This is a genomic window from Pseudomonas germanica (assembly GCF_019614655.1).
Taxonomy (GTDB): Bacteria; Pseudomonadota; Gammaproteobacteria; order Pseudomonadales; family Pseudomonadaceae; genus Aquipseudomonas; species Aquipseudomonas neuropathica.
The window spans coordinates 3709453-3728684 of record NZ_CP071586.1 but is presented as its reverse complement, the minus strand read 5'-3'; the positions used below and the strand labels follow the sequence as shown (position 1 = coordinate 3728684).

General features: G+C 58.4%; 14 protein-coding genes. 5 read left to right on the top strand and 9 right to left on the bottom strand.

Translation table 11 applies throughout. The annotated features are described in order from the left end of the window. Positions 1-90 precede the first annotated feature (90 nt). Positions 91-1146 (bottom strand): tetratricopeptide repeat protein, encoded by a 1056-nt coding sequence (locus J0G10_RS16605; RefSeq protein WP_220556259.1) that lies wholly within the window; start codon positions 1144-1146, stop codon positions 91-93. Between the two features lie 170 nt (positions 1147-1316). On the opposite strand from J0G10_RS16605, the gene J0G10_RS16600 reads away from it, so the two are divergent. From J0G10_RS16600 to J0G10_RS16590, 3 genes are read left to right on the top strand one after another with little or no spacing between them, the layout of a single operon-like run. Continuing rightward, positions 1317-3452: an FUSC family protein gene (locus J0G10_RS16600; RefSeq protein WP_220558874.1), complete on the top strand. Its 2136-nt coding sequence runs from the start codon at positions 1317-1319 to the stop codon at positions 3450-3452. Beyond that, positions 3442-3642, top strand: a complete 201-nt coding sequence (locus J0G10_RS16595) for a DUF1656 domain-containing protein (RefSeq protein WP_007914938.1) — start codon at positions 3442-3444, stop codon at positions 3640-3642. Before J0G10_RS16600 ends, J0G10_RS16595 begins: the two co-directional genes overlap by 11 nt. Positions 3643-3646: 4 nt before the next feature. Next, positions 3647-4591 (top strand): biotin/lipoyl-binding protein, encoded by a 945-nt coding sequence (locus J0G10_RS16590; RefSeq protein WP_095050848.1) that lies wholly within the window; start codon positions 3647-3649, stop codon positions 4589-4591. Positions 4592-4797: 206 nt separating this feature from the next. On the opposite strand, the gene J0G10_RS16585 is transcribed toward J0G10_RS16590, so the two are convergent. The 8 genes from J0G10_RS16585 to J0G10_RS16550 all read right to left on the bottom strand — a co-directional run bounded on the left by J0G10_RS16585 (position 4798) and on the right by J0G10_RS16550 (position 15920). Beyond that, positions 4798-6219 carry an efflux transporter outer membrane subunit gene (locus J0G10_RS16585; protein ID WP_220556258.1) on the bottom strand — a complete coding sequence of 474 codons (1422 nt, stop codon included), beginning with the start codon at positions 6217-6219 and terminating at the stop codon, positions 4798-4800. Further along, positions 6216-9395, bottom strand: a complete 3180-nt coding sequence (locus J0G10_RS16580; RefSeq protein ID WP_220556257.1) for an efflux RND transporter permease subunit — start codon at positions 9393-9395, stop codon at positions 6216-6218. Before J0G10_RS16580 ends, J0G10_RS16585 begins: the two co-directional genes overlap by 4 nt. Before the next feature lie 15 nt (positions 9396-9410). Then, on the bottom strand, positions 9411-10664 hold the full coding sequence (gene mexE / locus J0G10_RS16575) for a multidrug efflux RND transporter periplasmic adaptor subunit MexE (RefSeq protein ID WP_077573018.1): 1254 nt from the start codon (positions 10662-10664) through the stop codon (positions 9411-9413). A gap of 272 nt (positions 10665-10936) precedes the next feature. After that, complete coding sequence (locus J0G10_RS16570; protein ID WP_220556256.1) at positions 10937-12676, bottom strand: dipeptidase; 1740 nt, start codon at positions 12674-12676, stop codon at positions 10937-10939. A 242-nt stretch (positions 12677-12918) separates the two neighbouring features. Then, positions 12919-13434, bottom strand: coding sequence for a hypothetical protein (locus tag J0G10_RS16565; RefSeq protein ID WP_220556255.1), 516 nt, complete (start codon positions 13432-13434; stop codon positions 12919-12921). Continuing rightward, entirely contained in the window at positions 13431-14165 is a 735-nt protein-coding gene (locus J0G10_RS16560; protein ID WP_220556254.1) for an alpha/beta hydrolase, read from the bottom strand. Before J0G10_RS16560 ends, J0G10_RS16565 begins: the two co-directional genes overlap by 4 nt. Positions 14166-14169: 4 nt before the next feature. Next, entirely contained in the window at positions 14170-14667 is a 498-nt protein-coding gene (locus J0G10_RS16555; RefSeq protein ID WP_007914923.1) for a PAAR domain-containing protein, read from the bottom strand. A 338-nt stretch (positions 14668-15005) separates the two neighbouring features. After that, a complete protein-coding gene (locus J0G10_RS16550; protein WP_093431295.1) occupies positions 15006-15920 on the bottom strand; it encodes a LysR family transcriptional regulator in 915 nt (304 codons plus the stop codon). Positions 15921-16190: 270 nt separating this feature from the next. On the opposite strand from J0G10_RS16550, the gene J0G10_RS16545 reads away from it, so the two are divergent. Both J0G10_RS16545 and J0G10_RS16540 read left to right on the top strand, forming a co-directional pair. Further along, positions 16191-17213, top strand: a complete 1023-nt coding sequence (locus J0G10_RS16545; RefSeq protein WP_007914918.1) for a zinc-dependent alcohol dehydrogenase family protein — start codon at positions 16191-16193, stop codon at positions 17211-17213. Positions 17214-17762: 549 nt separating this feature from the next. After that, positions 17763-19229, top strand: coding sequence for a hypothetical protein (locus J0G10_RS16540; protein WP_220556253.1), 1467 nt, complete (start codon positions 17763-17765; stop codon positions 19227-19229). The last annotated feature ends 3 nt before the right edge of the window (positions 19230-19232 follow it).

Sequence of the window (19232 nt, the reverse complement as noted above, 5' to 3'; positions counted from 1 at the left end):
AATTGAGCGGCCTGATTAACTTGACCCTATGGCGTGATGGCAGTTCCGAAATTCCTTGCCGGATGTGTCCAACGAGCGGTCAAAAGTACTTCAGAGGCCTTGCTGTAACGCAGGATCATCGGGGTTCAGCTGTTCCAGTTGCGCCAGCAGGATCTGCACATTCTGCAGTTGTCCGCTTTCCTTCCAGTAATTGATCAGCAAGACCCGCGCCTTGCGGTCGGCGGGGTGGCGCTGGACGATTTCCTGCAACTGCTTCTGCGCCGCTTCCAGTTCTTCGGCGCTGTGCAGGGTGGTGGCGAGGTCGTAGCGATAATCCTTGTTGTCCGGCTCAAGCTCCACCGCTTTGGACAAACCGAGCAGGGCGTATTCGCGCTGATCGTGGTGCAACAGCCAAAGGCCCAAGGCATGTTGCAGATAAGCCGAGTCAGGTTGTGCCTTGAGTTGCTGGCCCAGCAATTGGCGGGCGGCATCGGTTTGGCCCTGGCGATCGAGGACATCGATCTGCATCACCAGCGCCTGCAGATTGCCGGGTTCCATGCGCAGGGTATTCTCAAGCGCGACCTGTGCCTCCTTGAGTTCGGCGTTGTGTAGATGCAGTCGGGCCAGTTGCGCGTAGTTGGCAGCGCTTTCCGGCAGGGCCTTGAGCGTTTGCTCCCAACCGTCGATCGCTTGTTGCAGCGGCGCGAAATACAGCCCCAGCTCATCCGGGGTCAAGCCAAGCAGGGCGTTGATCGCGGCGAAGCGAACAGTTTGATCCTCATCCTCGAGCATTGGCCCGAGCAACAGGCTTCGTTGCCCGCCTGGCACCAGTCCGACCACGCTTTTGATCGCCGCCAGGCGCACGGCGGGGGATTCGTTTTGCAGGTCTGTGTCGGCCAGCTTCAACGCCTGTGGACTCGGATAGTTAGGCAGCTCGCCATGCAGCCACACGCGGCGCTTGACCGAAATGTCCGGACGGCCCAGTTGTTGATACAACTGACGCGCCGCGCCCGGTTGCCCCTTGCGCGCGGCATCCAACGCCTCGCTATAGCCGTGTTTGATCGCATCGGGTATGACCGGCACGGTGCTGCGCACGGACAACCACGCGACAATGACGATAAGCACAAGGCCCAGGCTGATAAGCAAGTAGCGGCGAGACTGAGGCATGCAGGTTTCCGAAACAGGCGTTCTTGAGCAGAGCGGCAAGCTTCGGTCAGCTTCGGCCATGAGTCAAACTCTTGCATGCGAATCGCCCTACAAACTGCGTCGACTCAGTTACCCGTCAGGCTTTCGTTGCAGTGTCTACGCTTGCAGAAGTTGCTTCGATGAGTCTACCCATGCAAGCCCTGTTCAATTACTTCAAGGCCGTGATCCACCCCGGTCAGGCCGTCCTGCTGTTTGCCCTGCGGACCATTGCGGCGGGGTTGCTGACGCTGTATCTGGCGTTTCTGTTCGATCTCGATCAGCCCAAGTGGTCGATCATGGCGGTGGTCATTGTCAGCCAGCCGTTGGCCGGAATGGCGCTGGCACGCAGTTTCGGCCAGGTGATCGGCACGACGCTTGGGGCAGCGGTGGCGGTAGTGATCATGGCGATCTTTCCCCAGGCCCCGCTGCCATTCATTACCACTCTGGCCCTGTGGCTGGCGCTGTGCACGGCCGGCGGCACGTTGCTGCGCTACACCAGCTCGCAAGCGTTTGTGCTGAGTGGTTACACCGCTGTGGTCGTGGCGCTATTGGCAATTCCCGACCAGGACGGCACGTTTCTGTTGGCGGTAACCCGCGTCACGGAAACCTTGCTGGCCGTGGCGTGTGTATGTGTGGTCAGTCTGCTGACGGCGAGGCCGCAAGCGGTGGCCAAGGGGTATTTCGCCAAAGTCGATCAGGTGATCAAACTGGCCGCCAGCCATGCCGCCGCCGTGCTTCGTACGGAAGAAAGCGAAGCGGAGTTCCAGCGCCGGCAAATGCAACTGCTCGGCGAGATCAGCGCCCTTGAAGGCCTGCGGCGGCACTTGTATTTCGATGCGCCGCGCTTACGCAGTGCCAGCCATCTGGTGCTGCTGTTGGGCAACCAACTGATGCTGCTGACCTCTCGGTTGACCGCATTACGTCATCAGCGCGAACTGCTTACCGAACGCTGGGAAGGCGATCTGCCGCTGGATATCCAGCGCTTGCGCGCCGAAGAGCTAGCGCTGCTCGATCAGTTGGCAGAGCAAGGGCGAGCGCTACCCGAACCCGCACGCCAGCACTTCGTCAAGCTGCAACAACAGTTCGAGGCGTTGGCGTATCAGGCCGAGCAGTTGACTGAAAACATGAGCGCCACCTTGCGCTCGCTGGCCTGGGCGCTGCGCTGGGAACAGGCGCGGCTATTGCAGCAACTGGAGCAAATCCTTGAGCTGAGCGATGCGATTCAGGAAGGGCGTGAGGCCAGTTGTCTTTATCGCGGTCAGGTCAGCCCTCTGCATCTGGATTTCACCCTGGCGTCGATGAATGCGATCCGTGCGTTCACCGCGCTGCTGGTCGCCGGATTGATCTGGATCGAAACCGCGTGGGACGGCGCGCGGGGCGGGATGATTCTGGTGGGAATCCTCTGCTCGCTGATGGCGACGTTCCCGCGTCCGCTGATGGCCGCGCAGAGTTACGCCCGTGGCCTGGGGCTGGCGCTGGTGGTCTCGGCGTTCTACCAATTCATGCTGGTGCCGGCGATCAGTGATTTCGAGCTGCTGGCAATGCTGCTGGCGCCGCTGCTGTATGTGATCGCAATCAGTCTGGCCAGCCCGGCGACGGCAGGCATCGGCATGGGGCTGGGGTTGTCGAGTTTCCTGATGCTCGGCCCGCAGAATGTCGGTACCGGGCAGAACACGGCGATTCAATGGTTCGAATTTGCTGGCGCCTATGTCAGTGCGGCCATGCTTGCCCTGATCGTTTATGCGTGGATTTTCCCGTTTCGCCCGGCGTGGCGCCTTCGCCGTTTGTATAACGAAGCGCGCGAGCAGGTGTATGCGCTGACCAAAACGCCCGCGACCGATGAGCAACAGTTTGCCTTTGAAAGCCGCATGGTCGATCGCCTGACCAGCATGCTCGGCCTGCTGCCGGCGGTGAACAGCCGGCCCATGCAGCAACTGTATGAAATCAGCCTGGCTTGCGTAGCTCTGGGTGTAGCGATGCATCAATTGAGGCAGCAGGCACACAACAATGCATTGCTGACGGACGCTTTCAATCAGCGTCTCGCTTCGGCCGTGCGCAAGACCGGGCGCTTTGTCGCCGGGCGGCAGGACGTTCAACTGGCGCCATTGCTGGCCACCCTGCACACATTGGGCGACGAGCTGGATGAACTGCACGTCGCCAGCCATGAGCATGTGTGGTCGCTGTTTCGTATGCGTGTGGCCCTGCTGATCGTGGTGTCATTCCTGCAGCGCCACGGTGACGCCATCCAGCATTCTGTTCCGGAAGGAGAAGCAGCCCTTGCCCATTGATTTCGAGATTGGCGGTGTCTATCTGCCGCCCATTGCTCAGGCGTTATTGTTGGCCATTCCGATATTCATGCTGCTGGACTGGGGATTGCGGCGTTTGGGCGTGTTGCGTCTGGTCTGGCATGAGGCGCTGTTCGAGGGCGCCTTGTATGCCTGTGTGTGTGCCACGCTGATTTTGCTGATGGGAGCCTGATGCCTTGAAAGTGCTATTCACGCGATTGATCACGTTGGCGGTGGTGCTGCTGGCGATCGTCCTCGGCTGGTTTGCCTGGGAACATTACACGCGCGCGCCATGGACTCGCGATGCCCGGGTCAGGGCAGACGTGGTGACGCTGTCGGCGGATGTGTCGGGGCGTATTGTCAGTCTGGCGGTGCAGGACAACCAGCATGTGCAGAAGGGGCAACTGTTGATGGAGATCGACCCGGCGCGCTATCGCCTCGCGGTGGAGCACTCGCGGCGTTCGGTGGAAGTGGCGAAGGCAACGCTGGGGCAGTCGCAAGCGGCCATTGTTGCCAGCGAAGCCTTACTCAAGCAGCGGCAAAGCGAAGAACGTCGACGGCGTACGCTCAAGCAGGGTTTTGCGATTTCCGGGGAGGAGTGGGAGAAGTCCAGTACCGATGTGGCGGTGGCCCAGGCGGATCTGCTGCGCAATCAAGCCAATCTCGGCCTCGCTGAGGCCAACGTGCAGTTGGCGATTGCCGCACTGACCCAGGCCGAACTGGATTTACAGCGCACCCGCGTCGAGTCGCCAGTCAGCGGTTACGTGACCAACCTCCTGACCCGTGAAGGTGACTACGCGGTGAGCGGCGGTGCTTTGTTGGCGCTGGTCGACAGTGACTCGTTCTACATCAGTGGTTATTTCGAAGAAACCAAACTGCCACGAATCGGCGAGGGCGATCGGGTCCGCGTGCAATTGATGAGCGGGGAGATTTTCGGCGGCACGGTGCAGAGCATTGCCTTCGCCATTGCCGACCGCGAAAACGCGCCGGGCAGTCGGCTGCTGGCCAACATCAACCCGAGTTACACCTGGGTGAAACTGGCGCAACGGGTGCCGGTGCGGATCGACATTGATGGCGACTATGCCGGCAAGAACCGCCTGCGTGCGGGCACCACAGCGACCGTCACTGTGCTGGAAAACTGATCCCTGTAGGAGCTGCCAAAGGCTGCGATCTTTTGATCTGCTCTTTTAAAGGCAAGTCAAAAGATCGCAGCCTTCGGCAGCTCCTACAGGGGAACAGTGGCGTTCGGGTGATGTGGCGAGGCATAAAAAAGCCCCGCGACCGAATGATACGCGGGGCAAAAAATTTGGTTGGTTGCGGCCAACCAAAGGAGCTCTTTAACAATCGATTACTTGCTGGCGACAGTCTCCGGTTGCCAGCCGCCGCCAAGGGCTTTGTAGATCGCGACAATGCCGCGATACAGGTCAACTTCGGCCTGGGCCTGACTGTCTTCGGCGTTCAGACGTTCACGCTGAGCGTCGAGCAGCACTAGGAAGTCCGTGGTGCCTTCGCGATAGCGGATTTCAGCCAGGTCAGCCGCCTTGCGGCTTGATTCACTCTGACGGATCAACGAGATCAGGCGTTGCTGACGCTTGCCGTAATCGCTGAAGGCGTTTTCCGATTCTTCCAGTGCCAGCAGCACTTGTTGCTCGTAAGTCGCCAATGCGCCTTCGGCTTCAGCATCGGCGCCACGCAAACGCGCGCGTACGCTGCCAAGGTCGAACGCGGCCCATGTGATGCTCGGGCCAAGTGCCCAGGCGTTGGCCGCCGAGGAACCGATTTGCGAACCACGCCCGGCTGTCCAGCCTAGGAAGCCGCTAAGGCTGACCCGTGGGAACAGATCGGCTTTCGCGACGCCGATGCGCGCTGTGGCCGAAGCCAGGTTGTGTTCCGCGCTGAGGATGTCCGGACGACGTTGCAGCAGTTCGCCCGGGTCACCGATCGGCAAGGCTTTGGCAATCGCTGGCAAGTCTTTTGGACTCAGATCAACGGTCAGCTTGTCCGGACGCTCACCGAGCAGGGTGGCGATGCGGTTTTTCTGCCGAACCTGTTCCGCCTGCAACTGCGGCACGGTGGCTTCAACGTTGGCCAGACGCGCATCGGCGCGCTCGACATCGAGCTGATCACCGACACCGGCGTCTCTCAGGCTGATGGTGATCTTGCGCGACTCTTCTTGGTTTTTCAGGTTGGCCACGGCGATCTTTTCGCGCAGTTGCGCACCACGCAGTTGACCATAAGCGTCCACCAGTTCGGCAATCATGGTGACTTGCAGTTGGTACAGATCGGCCTCGGCCGCTTGCTGGTCGGCGTCGCTGGCTTCCAGATTGCGCTGGATGCGGCCAAACAGGTCCAGCTCCCAGGCCATGTCCAGACCGAGGTCATAGCGTTCGCTATTGACCCGGTCGGTGGTCTGGCCAGGGATTTGCCCCTTGGCCAGATCACTGCTGGCGCGGCTGGTGATGGTCGGCATCGCATCGTTGCTGGCGTCGTCGCGGATCGCCCGGGCGGCTTTCCAGCGCGCGAACGCCACACGCAGTTCACGGTTGCCTTGCAGTGATTGGGTCACCAACTGGTTGAGGGTCGGATCGTCGAATTGCTGCCACCAGATGCCTTCGAATTTAGAACGGTCGAAGTTCTTTTGCCCGGCGGCGCCGTCGGTGGCGGCCGTGATATTGGCCGCCTCCGTGGCTGGGGTCTTGTAGTCGGGGCCGACGGCGCAGGCACTGAGGGCCAGCACCAGCAGACTCGGCAGGAAGACTTTCAGACTCATTGTTGCGCCTCCAGTTTCATGGCCTTGGCCGCTTTGCGGGCCTCACTGCGTTCAACGAAGTTACGGATCAGTACGTAGAACACTGGCGTCAGCAACAGACCGAAGAAGGTCACCCCGAGCATGCCGGAGAACACCGCCACACCCATGGCGTGACGCATCTCGGCACCGGCACCGCTGGAGAACACCAGTGGCACCACACCCATGATGAACGCGAAGGAAGTCATCAGGATCGGCCGCAGACGCAGACGGCAGGCTTCGAGTACCGCCGCGAGCGGATCGAGACCTTCTTCCTGTTTGTCCTTGGCGAACTCGACGATCAGAATCGCGTTCTTACAGGCAAGTCCCACCAGTACGATCAAGCCGATCTGGGTGAAGATGTTGTTGTCACCGCCCGAGATGATCACACCGGTGATGGCCGACAGTAGGGTCATCGGTACGATCAGGATCACCGCCAGTGGCAGGCTCCAGCTTTCGTATTGAGCGGCGAGCACCAGGAACGCCAGCAGTACGCAGAGCGGGAACACGAACAGCGCGGTGTTGCCGGACAGGATCTGCTGGTAGGTCAGGTCGGTCCACTCGTAGGTCATGCCGTTTGGCAGTTCATCCTTCAGCAGTTTCTCGATGGCTTTCTCGGCCTGGCCGGAGCTGTAGCCCGGGGCAGCCGCGCCGTTGATTTCTGCAGTGATGAAGCCGTTGTAGTGCATCACGCGATCCGGGCCCGAGGTGTCGCTGACCTTGATGAAGGTCGCCAGCGGGATCATTTCGCCTTTGTTGTTGCGTACTTTCAGTTGACCGATCTGATCGGATTCGAGGCGGAACTGTTGCTCGGCCTGAACGTTGACCTGATAGGTGCGCCCGAAGCGGTTGAAGTCGTTGGCATACAGCGAACCCAGGTAGATCTGCAGGGTGTCGAAGATGTCGCTGACAGCCACGCCGTGAGTCTTGGCTTTTTCACGGTCGATGGCGGCATCGACCTGAGGCACGTTCACGGTGTAGCTGGTGAACAGCCCGGCCAGTTCCGGCACGCTGTGGCTCTTGTTGATGATGTTCATGGTTTCTTTGTACAGCTCGTCGTAGCCCAGGTTGCCCCGGTCTTCGATTTGCAGGCGGAAACCACCAATGGTGCCCAGACCTTGTACCGGCGGTGGCGGGAAGATCGCCATGTACGCCTCTTGAATGTTCGCGTACTGGCCGTTCAAGGCCCCGGCAATCGCACCGGCGGACATGCTCGGGTCTTTACGCTCGTCGAACGGTTTCAGCGTCACGAAGACGATGCCGGCGTTCGGGCTGTTGGTGAAGCCGTTGATCGAAAGGCCCGGGAACGCTACGGCGCTTTCCACGCCTGGCTGTTTCAGCGCCATTTCAGACATGCGCTTGATCACGTCTTCGGTGCGATCCAGGCTAGAAGCGTCTGGCAATTGCGCGAAAGCCACCAGGTATTGCTTGTCCTGGCCGGGTACGAAACCGGTCGGGGTGCTGGAGAAACCGAAGAAGGTCAGCACCATCAGGCCTGCGTACAGCAGCAGGGCGATGCCGCTGCCACGGATAACCCGGCGCACGGTGCCGACATAGCCATGGCTGGCACGGTCGAAGAAACGGTTGAACGGACGGAACAACCAGCCACCGAAGATCTTGTCGAGCACTTTGGAGAAGCGGTCTTTCGGTGCGTCATGGCTTTTCAGCAACACGGCGGCCAGTGCTGGCGACAGGGTCAGCGAGTTGAACGCCGAAATCACGGTCGAGATTGCAATGGTCAGTGCGAACTGCTTGTAGAACTGCCCGGTGAGGCCGGAGATAAACGCTGCCGGAACAAACACCGCACACAGCACGAGCGCCGTCGCGATGATCGGGCCGGTCACTTCACGCATCGCCCGTTTGGTTGCTTCGACCGGTGTCAGTCCGAGTTCGATGTTCCGTTCGACGTTCTCCACCACCACGATGGCGTCGTCCACTACGATACCGATTGCCAGCACCAGGCCGAACAGCGAGAGCGCGTTGAGTGAGAAGCCAAACAGGTGCATCACCGCAAACGTACCGATCAACGACACCGGCACTGCCACCAGCGGAATGATCGAGGCACGCCAGGTTTGCAGGAACAGGATCACTACCAGCACCACGAGAATCAGCGCTTCGAAGAGGGTGTGAACCACCGCCTCGATCGAGCCTCGCACGAAGATCGTCGGGTCATAGACGATGCTGTAGTCCATGCCTTGCGGGAAGTTTTTCTTCAGCTCGTCCATCTTGCCGCGAACTTCGTTCGAGATGTCGATGGCATTGGAGCCTGGGCGCTGGAAAATCGGAATGGCCACTGCCGGCTGGTTGTCCAGCAACGAACGCAGCGCGTATTGGCTGGAGCCCAGCTCGACGCGAGCGATGTCTTTGAGGCGAGTGATTTCACCGTTGTCGCCTGCGCGAATAATGATGTTCTCGAACTCTTCCTCGCTGACCAGTCGGCCCTGAGTGTTGACCGACAGCTGGAAGCTCTGGGCATTCGGGGCAGGGGGCGCACCGAGTTGACCGGCCGCGACTTGACGGTTCTGTTCACGAATTGCCGTGACCACATCAGTCGCCGTCAGATTGCGCGAAGCGGTCTTGTTCGGGTCAAGCCAGACACGCAGCGAGTAGTCGCCCATACCGAACAGCTGTACGTCGCCGACACCGTTCAGACGAGCGAGCTCATCCTTGATGTTGAGGATTGCGTAGTTGGACAGGTAGAGCATGTCGTAGCGCTTGTCCGGGGAGGTCAAGTGCACAACCATGGTCAGGTCGGGCGACGCTTTGTCGACGGTGATACCGATGCGCGTCACTTCCTCGGGAAGCTTCGGCTCGGTGCGGGTCACCCGGTTTTGCACCTGCACCTGCGCATTGTCCAGGTCAGTGCCCAGAGCGAAGGTAATGGTCAGGGTGATCTTGCCGTCGGCGGTCGACTGCGAGGACATGTACAGCATGTTCTCGACGCCGGTGATGGCTTGCTCCAGCGGAGCGGCCACGGTTTCACCGATGACTTTAGGGTTGGCGCCCGGGAAGTTGGCACGCACCACCACGGTCGGTGGCACGACTTCCGGGTATTCGCTGATCGGTAGCTGGAACAGCGAGATCGCACCGGCGATCAGGATCAACAGCGACAGCACCGCTGCGAAGATCGGCCGTGAAATGAAGAATTGGGAAAAATTCATCGGAGTTGTCGTCCCTTAACCGCGTGGGGTCGTAGCAGCCAGCTTCACAACCGAACCGGACGCGCCTTTGGCAGGGGCGACTTTGGGCAGGTTGCTGGCTTCCAGCGCTTGACGTTGTTGAGCGAGTGCCGCGATGGTCTGTTCGCTGGCCATCGGCACCACTTCAGGGGTAACCGGGGAGCCAGGACGAACCCGTTGCAAACCCTTGACGATGATCGTGTCGTCCTTGTTCAGGCCGTTACGGACGATGCGCAGGCCTTCGATCTTCGGACCCAGTTCAACGGCGCGGTATGCGGTTTTGTTGTCCGCATCCATCACCAGTACGAACTTCTTGCCCAGGTCAGTGCCGACCGCTTCATCGTTGATCAGCATGGCGTTGTAGGTGCCGCTGCCGACCAGTTTCAGGCGTGCGTACAGGCCCGGGGTGTAGGTGCCATCGCTGTTGTCGAACACCGCGCGACCACGGATGGTGCCGGTTTTCGGGTTGACCTGGTTATCGACGAAGTTCATCTGACCGAGGTGCGGGTTGCCGTCTTCGTTGGACAGGCCCATGTACACCGGGGTGGTCGCGCCGCGCTGACCGTTACGGGCGAGTTGGGTGTATTTGAGGAACACACGCTCGTCGGCGTCGAAGTAGGCATAAACACGGTCGGTGGAAACCACACTGGTCAGCGGCGTGGTGTCGGCGGTCACCAGGTTACCGGCGGTGATCTCGGCACGGCTGACGCGGCCACTGATCGGCGCGGTGACACGGGTGAAGCTGAGGTTCAGTTTGGCCAGATCCAGTTGCGCTTGCAGGGCACCGACGGCGGCGCGGGCTTCTTGAGCGGCGCTGGTGCGCGAGTCGGCCAGTTCGGCGGAAATGGCGTTGCTGGCACGCAGGCGTTCACCACGACCGGCTTCGTTTTCACTGCGGGTGGCGTTGGCGCGGGATTGAGCAACCAGGGCTTCGAGGCGGCGTACCTCAGCCTGGAATGGACGCGGATCGATCTGGAACAGCAGGTCGCCTTTCTTGACCAGTGCGCCTTCAGTGAAAGCGACGTCATCAATCTGGCCGGAGACCCGTGGACGGATTTCAACGGTTTCCGGCGCTTCTAGGCGCCCGGTGAATTCGTCCCACTCGTTGACCGGTTGTTCCAGCACCTTGGCCACGCTGACTTTCGCAGCGGGCATAGTGGCGGCAGTCTCCGGAGTCTTGCCGCAGGCGCTCATCACCAGTACGGCCAACATGGCCAACGGGAAGCGCAAATGTTTGAGTGACTGTTCCATGGATGCATCCGCCAATGTATTGAAGATGGGCGGATGATGCTCGGCGGGGTGTGATGGCACGAATCGAATGAAGCAAAGGTAACTATCATTCGGAATGATATAAGGCCCGAACGAGCCCTCTAGCATGCACCTTTCGTTAGGTGGCTATCAATCTCTCTGAGGGCAATTCTGTGTTGCCCGGTGTGCAAAAGTCAGGAGAGAAGCTGCGCGGCGGGGATTATGCGCGGATTAAATATGCCGAACCCGCCACGGCGGCGGGTTCGACAATGCGGTCAGAGTTTCGGCAACTGGCCGATGCGTCCGATCATTTCAGTCACGATCTGCAGATCCAGCTGGAATTGCTCCACAGTCTTGAACTCGCCATCGGTGTGACCGGTGTATTTCACGTTCGGCATGGCCAGACCAAACTGCACACCGTTCGGCAATTCATGCACCGAGGTGGCGCCAGCGGAGGTGCCGAACTCGTGTTTCATGCCCAGATTTTCAGTCGATACCGCCAGCAGCGCCTTGACCCACTCACCTTCAGGGTTGCGGTACATCGGCTCGGCGATCGAATAGTCGAAGGCAACGGCTACATGGCTCTTTTTGCTCCACGCCGCCAGTTTCTCAGCGATTTCAGCTTTGAGCTTCTCCGGCGACTTACCTTTCGGAACGCGCAGGTTGACTGCGAGTTTGAAAGCTTTTTCGTCCATGCCGACGTAGGTCAGCGAGGTCGTCAGCGGCCCCATGAAGGCATCGGAGAAACCGACATTCAACTTGTTGCCCAGGTAATCCAGACCCCAATTGTCGGCAGCGTAACGCGCGGCATCGGTGATGTGGTTGTGCTTGAACGCGACTTTGCCATCAAGGCTATTGATAAAGACCAGCATCCGCGCGACCGGGTTGACCCCGGATTCGGGCTCGGAGGAGTGTGCGGACACACCGGTCACGGTCAGTTTGACGTCTTTGCCGTCGACTTTAGCGTTCACCTGGAAATCGCCGCCATTGCGTTTGGCGTAGTCATCGCCGGCCTTCTGCAGGCTGGCAGCCAGTTCCGCAGGTTTGTCGGTGACGATCGTGGCGACCGACGCCGACGGAATCTGGTTGGTTGCCAGGCCACCGGTCATCGAGATGATTTCCGCGCCTTTGCCTTCACCTTTGCGCTTGGCAAAGTTGGCCATGACGGTGCCGTAGCCTTTCTCGGCAATCACCACCGGGTAACCACCGTCCAGCGCCAGGTTGTAGTTTGGCGTCGGGTTGCGTTCGAAGTAGTAAGGGATCGCGTCGCCCGTGGTTTCTTCGGTGGTGTCGACCAGCAACTTGAAGTTGCGCACCAGCGGCAGTTTTTCTTCCTTGATGACTTTCATGGCATACAGCGTGACGACGATACCGTTCTTGTCATCCTCGGTGCCGCGACCGTACATGCGATCGCCGATCAGGGTGATCTTGAACGGGTCGAGGCGGGTGCCATCCTTGAGCACCCAGTTTTCCGGCGTCACCGGCACCACGTCGGCATGCGCGTGAATACCAACCACTTCATCGCCACTGCCATCGAGGGAAATCTCGTAGACGCGGTTGTCGATGTTGCGGAATTTCAGATTGAACGACTCGGCGAGACTTTTGATCTTCGCCGCTATCTTGATGAATTCCGGATTGTCGTGCTGCTCAACGCCGTCCTTGCGAAAGGTCGGGATTTCCACCAGTTCGCGCAGGGTTTCAGTGGCGGCAGCGCTGTATTTCGCTCGCGTGTAGATACCCAGCAGACGATAGATTTCGTTCTGCTGCTCGGCGTTTAAAGTCTTGTTATCGAGATAGGCGCCAATCGCCGGACCAATGTCAGCGATTTTCGCCAGATCGCTCTTGCCCAAGTTGCCGAGGAACTGGCGGAAGTCTGTGGCTTTGTCTGCACTGTAAGTCTTGAGAATTTCAGCGCTCTGCTGCGGGGTGATATTCGCTTGCGCGGGCGCCGTGAACACGGCAAGACCGGCCAGCATCAACGTGGTGGCAGCCAGTTTTTTGAAAGGGACATTCATTACGAAGGGCATTCCTTTGCAGGGCAGTGAGTTAGGCGTGCCTCAAGGTTGAGACACATACGCTTACAAGCTAACACCGTGCCAGAGCCTTGCGGGAGTCCTGAAAGGGGATGTGTCGCACAAAAATGCAAAAGAGGCGCACAAATGAAAAAGCCCGGGGAAGGTTTCCGGGCTTTTTTATGGGGGCTCACCTGACGACCAGCGCTTCTCCAAATCCTTGCGCCAGGTTCAGCAAAGCGCGGCTATCTGAAGATCTGTTCAATCATGATCCTGGAGGGGATGAATAACGTATTCGTGTAATAGGCCTCATACCCATAGGCGGTTATGCGAACTTTGCACGGGATCGAAGTTTGCGACGTCAGCAACGGTTTGATGGCGTCGTAGTCATTCAAGTCGCGTTGCGTACCATCCGGATTGGTGTAGTAGAAGATCAGGTCGGAGGAAAACTTGTAATTGGGCCTGGCTTGATCGCTTGCGTTCACTCGCCCTTCAGCTTTTACCGCGATTGAATGCTCGGATGAGAACTCCATGTCGCGATTGAGAGAGCAGATCAGGGTAGGGTTGAGCTGGTTGGAGTTTTCGTAATCATTGAATGCGTTCTGCAAATCCACAGTGGAGTTGAAGTGTGCCGTGAACAGATTGGCGGGGCCGAGCTCAAACGACGATAGCGTGAGGTCGGCGGGCGGAATGCTGGCCGTTTTTACGCAGCCGGTGCAGAGTAGAACACCGAGGTATATGACCGCGCGGAAGCTGTTCATTGGCCGAAAATACCGTTGATTGAGTCAAAAATCAGATCGCAGGCGGACTTCGTCCCTTGCACAGGTTCTATAAACATCCAGTCAGCAGATGCATGGTGCCTATCAATGGTCTTGTTGATGGTCGGACCAGACTCGATCATCCAACGCTCCCCGAATTCTGCGACACCGTCAGATTGGTCAGGTGTACTGGCGTTGGCCCGGATGTTGATCCATGTTTCAGCGACAGGCGTTGGCTCCGAAAAATAGATGTCGGAACCCAGCCATACCAGGAATCCTTCACCCACTGGATCGAGTGTCACCAGATATTTGATGGTGTAACCGGCTTCGGAAAGAATCTGTGACAGATGTGCGCCGTTCCATCCGCCGAGGCTGTGGCCGACGATGTAAACCGGACAGGATTTGCTGGGAATGTTGTCGATGAAGTGAGTCTGGATATCGCCGGAACCCCTTGCATCCTTATAACTTTTAGGGAGCCCCGTGTATTTCGCCGGCAGCTTGGCGCTGCCCGCAATTTTGCCGTCGAGCTGTTTTTTTGCGTCGTCGATATTGTGGAACGCGCCTTGAAAATAGTATTTCTCTTGGTCGGCAGCCCCACCAATGAAAAAAACGATCGCCTTCTTTACGGGAACGGGAGCCGTCTTTACCGACTGATCCTTCACGAGTGTTAACGTCGGCGTGACGGCCAGACTCGCGGTATTTCCATTGGGAAGCTGGATTTGCTCTGCCGGCATGTTTTCAATCTTCCAGAAATAGTTTGAAGGTTTCTGCCACGTGTGAACTCACGACGTGAGTGAACCCCAGCGAATCACTGGTGCCGTACTCGAAACTGCCGTCCGCGCGCTGAATCGCGTAGGCATGATTAGGCATGGGCTCACCGGTGCTTTCGTCGATCAATTTGATCTTGTCGCTGAAGTGCACCGGCATCGGCAGCAGACCGCTGAAAGGTGCCGAGACGAAGGTGTCGCCGATGATGACTGTTCCGGAACCGCCCACAACGATGTTGCCGTGTCCGCCCGTGCTGTCGATCGTCGCAGCATTCAAACCATTGATGAAAACGGTCGAGCTGACGCCTCCCGTGATCGGACTGCCACAAGCGGATTTGTCGGTCATCCGGGCGGCAGCAAGCCCGTCAAAGTTCACATTGGGCGAGCCACTGGCAATGGGATTCGTGCCATGTCCCGGAAGAGGGCAGCTAGTGGGGTCCGTGAGGCGTGCAGCAGGTTTTCCGCTCATGCGAAGTTCCGTTTCAAGAGGTCAGATCGGGCAGCCGTGATGAATAGCCGTATCGTAGAACAGCCAGGGCTGTTCGCTGGATCGACAGCCTTGGTGGTCGTAGTAATCGGGAATGGTGAGGATGTGGTGTCAGCTCTGCGAGACATTGACCCCATGTGCATCCGGACGGATGCGAGTGTTCGCCTTCAATCACACCGGTGGTGTTTGAAGAGGCGAGGGGCACAAGCGCTTGCATACGTGAAGTACGCATCAAATTTTACCGTCCCTGGAAATTTCGTTGCGAAGAATGCCGCAAGCTACGCTTGCGTTCAATAATATTCAGAACTGCCAGCGCGGATTCACAGGCTATCTGGATCGCCAAAAAACATCTGAATCCGCGACCGCAACCACCGCTCACCCGGATCATTATCCTGCGACCCACGCCACGCCATGTGCAGTTCAAATGTGCGCGTCGGCAACGGCGGATCTTCCGCCCGAACCCCACCAGCCGCCGTCAACGCGTCCGCCGTGTAATCCGGCACGGTCGCAACGATGTCAGTGCCCGCCAGCAACGTACTCAATCCGTTGAACTGCGGCACGGCCAGCACTACATGGCGTTTGCGCCCCAGTTTCTCCAGCTCTTCATCAATAAAGCCACTGAGATCGCCAGCAAACGACACCAGCGCATGCGGACGCGCGCAGTAGTCATCAAGGCTCAACGGCCCCGGCACGGTATCGGCGCGCAGCAATTTTGGCGCGCTGCGGCGCAGGACCTTGCGCTTGGCGTTGGCCGGCAGGTCTGTGGTGTAGCTGACGCCAATGGATATCTCGCCGGAAGCCAGCAGGCCCGGCATCAATATGTAATTGACGCGACGGATCACCAGCACGATTCCCGGTGCTTCCGCGCGCAGGCGCTTGAGCAGCATCGGCAGCAGGGCGAATTCGACGTCGTCGGATAGGCCAATGCGAAATACCGAGGTGCTGGTCGCCGGGTCGAATTCGGCCGCACGGCTGACGGCGGTCGAAATCGAATCGAGGGCCGGCGAGAGCAGGGCGAAGATTTCCACCGCGCGGGCGGACGGTTCCATGCTGCGCCCGGTGCGCACAAATAGCGGGTCATCGAACAGGCTGCGCAGGCGCGAAAGGGCCGCACTGATTGCTGGCTGACCGAGAAAGAGCTTTTCTGCCGCCCGGGTCACACTGCGTTCGTGCATCAATGTTTCGAATACGATCAACAGGTTCAGGTCGACACGACGCAGGTCATTACGATTCATCTGGAGTCCTGGCAGAGTCATCAAGCTTGACGAGAGCGGCCATATGAGAACAATGGCCGGCATGAATCTTACGGGGAAAGGCTGGTACTCTGCACCGGAAAATTCAGCTTGAGTGAGACGTTGGCAGCAGTTTTTTCATGGATTTTGCCAATGCCGCCCCTGGTGCGGAATCAATGACAGGCATGTCGACTATTAATAGCCACTGATAGTCTTGGGTCAAAAGCCCAGATAGAGTTCAGGGCATTAGAGGTTACTTTGACGAGGTTTGCGATGTCCCGCACGATCCGTTTTCACAAGTTTGGTCCGGCCGAGGTGCTCAAATGCGAAGAGCATGCGGCCGCTCAGCCAGGTCCTGGCGAAGTGCAGGTGCGTGTCGAGGCGATCGGCATCAGCTGGTACGACACCCTCTGGCGTCAGAACCTGGCTTCGTCCCAGGCACGTCTGCCATCGGGCCTCGGCCATGAAATGGCCGGTGTCGTCACTGCTGTCGGTGCCGATGTCGAGGACCTGTCCGTTGGTGACAAGGTTGCCAGTTTCCCGGCTGAAAGCCCGAACGACTACCCGGTTTACGGCGAGTCGATCGTACTGCCACGTACCGCGCTGACCCGTTATCCGGATGTGCTCAGCCCGATCGAAGCCAGCGTGCACTACACGCCGCTGCTGATCGCCTACTTTGCCTACGCCGATCTGGCGCGGGTCAAGCCGGGGCAGTTCGCACTGGTTACTGACGCCAGCCATTGCGCCGGTCCTTCGTTTGTCCAGTTGGGCAAGGCGATGGGCGTACGGGTGATTGCCGCGACCAAGGAAGCCGAGGAACGCGAGTACCTGCTGTCCCTTGGTGCGGAAAAGGTCATCGTCACCGAAGAGGAAGATCTGTTGATGCGAATCAACAAGATCACCGACAACCGTGGTGTCGACGTGGTGTTCGACGGTCTCGGCGGCCCGCAGATGTCGCTGTTGGGCGATGTGCTGGCGCCACGTGGCAGCCTGGTGTTATACGGCTTGCAAGGCGGCAACCAGACGCCGTTCCCAGCCTGCGCAGCGTTCCAGAAGAACATCCAGTTCTTTGTGCACTGCATCGGCAACTTCACCGGCAAACCGGAATTGGGCATCACTCAGGATCACGTCGCTTTGCAACGTGCCTTGCGTGACATCAACCAGTTGACCGCTGACCGCGTGCTGCTGCCGCTCAAGACGCGTGTATTTCCGTTCAACGAGTTCGTCGAAGCGCATCGTTACATGGACGAATGCCCATGCCGCGAACGGGTCGCTCTGCAGGTCGAACCGGCGTAAGCCCCTTTAATCAGAGTCCGTGGCCCCACGGACTCTTGTGCGTTTACCTTCCCCCTGAAAAACCGAGCTCCCTGGCGCTATGCCCGGGCCCGTTCAGCAACTGAACTGGTTTTTGCTCTCTATCTGTATCTTCTAATCACAATATAAGCCCTGATAATTGAATGATTACTTTCATCTCAAGGAATGAGCCATGTCTGTGCATTCAATTTGTCCTGTTCGATATAACGCGTCGAAAACCGTTGATCGCGGCAACTTCTGTTTAATTGTTGTAGGGCTATTCGGAAACTGCTTCTCTTTTTCTTGTGCTCACTTGGCGTGGGACCCTGTGGGAAATTTCCTAGGACTGCGTTCCGAAAAAAATATTCCAACAATTACAGTGGTTTGAGGCTGTTTTTGGACGACTGAAGGCGCTTTGTCAGTTCAAGTGTTTCAAATAACTTCAAACTTGTAAGTGTTAGCATCTGAGCGTCTATTACTTATTGATCAATTGTCGCTTGGCTGATGTGTCAGTCTGCGCGGCATGAAACTTTTTATACCGGGTAAATACCGATGAGCACGATCCATGATCAGGCAATGAACTATGTCTACCAGCAAGTATTGCAACGTTTGCTGAGTTTCTTCTCGCGCGCAGAACGCACGGCGCTGCAGCTGCTGATCCAGCGACTGGCAGTGGCCGCCGGCGGCATGGAGAACATCGGTCATTTCAAGGTGCTGGTGAACCAGTCAGGGTCGCGCGACAGTTGTTACACGCTGGCGTTACTGCGGGCGGCGCAGTTGACCATCGCTGGCCGTTCACCCGCGACCTTTCAGTTGCGGGTGGCCAATCTGCGCTGGAACGGCAGCAGCCAGGTGTCCCTGCAAAACATGCATCGCAGCTACAGCGCACTGTTTCTGTATGACGATCCCCGGGTAGAACTGGTGATGGTCGACCACCGCGAGGTATTGCCGTTTGATCACCAGTTACCCATAAGCGAAGCCGGTCGCGAGGCCAACCGTATCAACCTGCTGCTGATCGGGCATCGCAGAACCTGGAATGAACCGCTTGAGCTATGGGATGACGCTTATCTGGCAACTGCCGAGTTCTATGGTCAGGTGGCCCGCTGGAACAATGGCGTCGATGCCATGGTCGGCAGTGAGTCCCCGCGTCGACAGAGCATCTTCCTCGAAGGGCTGGGGCGTGCCGCGCAGAAGGCTGAGATTGCCGCCCCACCGGTGAGTTCTTGCGGCTTTGAAATGCTGTTTACGCTGCTCGACGGGCTGGGTGGTGATTATTACCGTGAGTTTTATCCCGAAGAGGAGCGGGTGGCGTGGCGTCCGGAGGGGCAATTCGAGGCCTGTCGGCGTACCAGCTTTATCAGTATCAACGACATGATTGTCGGCAAACTCGAAGAGCGCTGGCCTTTGTTGAGTGATTTTCTGGGGTTTCAGGTTGACGATCTGACGCTTTATCAAGGTGATGACGAACACGTAGAGCCTAAGGTGGCTGCGCATTTACGAGGTTTGCAGGCGCAAATCATCGAGGAGCGAAACTATGAGGACGGCGTCGGTGATTACCTCAAAAGCAGCCTGATAACGATGCGGCAAAAACAGGTCCCTGAACCGGTATGCGAACAGTTGCTGGTCAGCTTCGACAATCTGCAGGAGCCCGGGAATCTGCGCGCCCAGGCGGAAAGCTCTCTGCTGGCCAGTTTTGAACTGAATGAAATCCAGCTGACGTGCCTGTTGTTTTCACCGTTCATTAATGCGGGGGCCGGACTTGAGCGATTCTTGCGCAATTGTCACCCCGGCATGTTGGTGGCATTGCCGGATCTGCACCGGGCGATGCAGGGCCTGCATGCGCCGGAACAGGTCATGAAATGGATGACGGATGTCAGTGGGCTGCCGGTCAGGTTGATTGTGCGTTTGTATGCAATGGGGCCGGTTCGTATGTCTGCGCCTGGAGAATCGGCCGCGCAGAGCGTCGATGCGGTTGACGCGGCGGCCGAGCCGACCGCTGATCGATCGGCGGAAGGTTGATCG